This is a genomic window from Bacillus sp. 05T31, assembly GCF_056396725.1.
On sequence record NZ_JBFTMA010000497.1, the window covers coordinates 1 to 3344 of the forward strand.

The following is a 3344-nucleotide window of genomic DNA, read 5'->3' on the forward strand; positions in this document are numbered from 1 at the left end:
TAGTAAAAGAAAAGATGAATTATAAAAAGTTCTTTTTTAAAGAAGTTGAGAAAGAAAAAGAAGAAAGTATGCGCTGGACTGTAGGGATTATGCAAGTTGGTGGTCATGCAGCTAAGCCAAGTAGTTCGAATAAAAAACCGTGGATGTTCCCWCRKTCTAAAARRMTWTTAGGRAAAAAWKCTGATTCGCGTATYGTWGAAKCTTTTTTRAARGAATTTTTSCGTACAAGTAGTGCACGAATATTTTATATTCAAGTTGTATGTATAAGCACTGTAAGTATTATGATGAGTCCGAGGTGGATTGCAGCTATTATTCTTGTATTTACTTTAGTTGCAATTTCTCGCTATGCGCGTGATTATTGGAATGAATTTACGAAAAAAATGTTTCTTCATTTATATTGTGATGAAGGAAATTTACTTTTGTTAAGATGGAAGGCGGATCGTTATTTACTACTTCCGGCAATACTTTTGTATGGCATAGTTATATTTTCTCATTTTTATTTATTGCTAGCGGTAATTATTGGCGTTGTTTTTATTTTATTAATTGTATGGATTGTATTTTTTCCATTAAAAAAGAACCATTGACGGCTCTTTTTCTAGTCTGTAACACATTGATAAATAAAATACACTAAAACAAGTATACTTGCGGCGGAATACATGACATCTAAAGTCATCTGGTCGCCTCCTCATTAATGTTGTATTTATAGTGTATGAAATCTTACAATTTCATATTCAAGTGAAAAATATGTGAACGTTAACAAAATTGTAAAGTGCAAAAATTACAATCATTTTGTATAATAGAAGAAACAACCGTTATATAAAATATAATGAGTGAAAGGGGAGGGAACATAAATGCCAAATTGGTTTAGAAAAACCTTAGTCGCATTAATTACCGTATTTACATTTGGTTTAGTGACGCCTCCTTCCATATTGCTTGATAATGCCAAAGCTGCGGACAAGCCTACGAGCACAGCTGGGCAACAAAATTTGGAGAGTACGTCCTATACATATGAAGAAACAAATGATAGGTTAACCACCGATACTTTTGTTAACTATGCGATGCAAGAAGCAGARAAGCAATCWATGCAAAAATTYGGCTCTAAAATTGGGCCTGTAATTGAAGATGAATTTAAAGATGTTGTATTACCTAAAATTGAAGAGGCAATTGCGGAACTTGCAAATGATGTACCAGAAGAATCGTTGCAATCATTAGCGATTTCTCAAAAACCAGCTGGCGGAAATAATGAAAAGATTTTTCATGTTTATGACACGAAATCAGGAAATGACTTACTGCGATTTCATGTGAGGAGAGATCATCCACCGCAAGATGGATATTATTTTAATTTCCATTATCATCGTTTTGATGATGGATACTCAGGACACCATGAGTTAGGAAATATTTATTGGAATACGAATGTACCGCCGAAATGGTTGTCTTAAAAAGAACGAGAGAAAATCTTGTTCTTTTTTTSTTKATRAAAGGRTAMGACAWYTATGTTGTTGAATAACATAGGTTTAGGAAAAAGAAGAAAAGGGAGGAAACAACAGTAAGTGAAAACATAGGGAAAAGTGGACATACGTAGTGAAATATAAGCTTGATGACTGCATGGAGAGAAATGTTTCAACCATCATCATCGCACACGAAAATAGGTTTGTTCGTTTTGGTTACGCCCGGTTTGAGAGATTTCTTCATAAGATGGGAGTCGAAGTTATCATTGTTACTAATGAAAAGTTTTCTCCACAAGAAGAACTTGCTCAGTATTTGATATCTATCATTCATGTATGTAGTCGTAGTATATATGGATTGAGGGAATACAAAAAGAAAATGTCGGAGGATGAAGAGCTATGAAAAAAGCATATCTAATAGAGATTAAACCGACAAATGAACAAATAACCAAGATCCATCAAACGATTGGAGTGTGCAGGTATGTTTACAATCTATATCTATCTAAAAATAAAGAGATATATGAATCCGAGAGGAAGTTTCTTAGTGGCTATGAATTTTCTAAATGGCTAAACAACATTCATACAAAAGAGTGCGACCAGTGGATAAAAGAAGTATCAAGTAAAGCGGTAAAACAAGCCATTATGAATGGAGATAAAGCTTTTAAGAAGTTTTTTAATGGTTTGTCTAAGTTTCCACGCTTCAAGAAAAAGAAAAATGAAGATGTAAAATGTTATTTCCCTAAAAACAGTAAAACAGATTGGACAGTGGAAAGACATAGAGTGAAAATCCCTACGATTGGATGGATGAGATTAAAAGAGTATGGATATATCCCAAAAGATGCGGTTGTAAAAAGCGGAACGATATCTAAAAGAGCAGGAAGATACGTTGTATCTGTGCTTTGCGAATTGGAAGAAACAAAAGCGAAGCCAACACTCAATTCAACAGGTTTAGGGATTGATTTAGGGGTGAAGGATTTCGCTGTGCGTAGTGATGGAAGAACTCACAAAAATATAAATAAAACAGTAAAAGTAAAAAAGATAGAAAAACGGTTAAAACGTGAACAACGTTCTTTATCGCGTAAATTTGAAAATATAAAAAAGAGAGGTGAACAATCTGTTACTAACAAAAGAGCGAATATAGATAAAAACATTATTAGAGTGCAAAAACTACATGCCCGGCTCGCAAATATTCGATTAGAGTATGTAAAGTCTATTGTAAATGATGTGGTGAAAACCAAGCCAACGTTTATTACAGTAGAAGATTTGAATGTGAAAGGTATGATGAAGAATAAACATCTATCTAAAGCAGTTGCTAAGCAGTGCTTTTATACGTTTAAAACATGGTTATTGACGAAATGTGAGGAATATGGAATCGAACTACGCCAAGTAGATACATTCTATCCCTCGTCAAAGTTATGCTCATGTTGTAGCAAAAAAAAGCAGATTTAAAACTATCTGACCGAGTTTATGAATGTGAATGTGGCAATGTCATGGATAGAGATTTGAACGCAGCGATCAATCTTTTACAAGCAAAAGAATATACAATACCAACGTAAATAGATTGTATATATGTACGGTGGGCTACATCGGAATTTACGCCTGTGGAGTGTTACAGCAAACTGTAGTAGCGAGTTCGTGGCGAGACAGGACACGCAGAAGCAGGAATACTCTAAGAATGTACATTTGTCTATATTTTTAGTAGCAGTATGGGGATGCAAAAATACATTGTTTTTGACTTTGATGGCACATTAGTAGATTCACAAAATATATTTGTACCAATTTATAATCAACTTGCTGAAAAGCATGGATATAAGACAGTTAGTGAGGAAGARATTGAGCCTTTACGAAAATTGACTATTTYTGAAAGATGTAAAAAACTYGATGTWCCACTATATAAAC

4 protein-coding genes and 1 pseudogene are annotated in these 3344 nt (G+C 33.8%); all 5 read left to right on the forward strand.

All coding sequences use genetic code 11. The features are described from left to right. Positions 1-584 (forward strand): ABC transporter permease (locus tag AC1DJR_RS22790; RefSeq protein ID WP_477003569.1); only part of this gene is annotated, 584 nt, incomplete at its 5' end. A gap of 267 nt (positions 585-851) precedes the next feature. Next, a complete protein-coding gene (locus AC1DJR_RS22795; protein WP_002012605.1) occupies positions 852-1439 on the forward strand; it encodes a YpjP family protein in 588 nt (195 codons plus the stop codon). 142 nt (positions 1440-1581) lie between these two features. Next, a complete protein-coding gene (locus tag AC1DJR_RS22800) occupies positions 1582-1848 on the forward strand; it encodes a hypothetical protein (RefSeq protein ID WP_429687325.1) in 267 nt (88 codons plus the stop codon). Beyond that, positions 1845-3001, forward strand: a pseudogene (locus tag AC1DJR_RS22805) (RNA-guided endonuclease InsQ/TnpB family protein). The gene AC1DJR_RS22800 and the pseudogene AC1DJR_RS22805 overlap by 4 nt, the downstream one beginning before the upstream one ends. A gap of 156 nt (positions 3002-3157) precedes the next feature. After that, positions 3158-3344, forward strand: a 187-nt coding sequence (locus tag AC1DJR_RS22810; protein ID WP_477003570.1) for an HAD hydrolase-like protein, incomplete at its 3' end; no start/stop codon positions are given.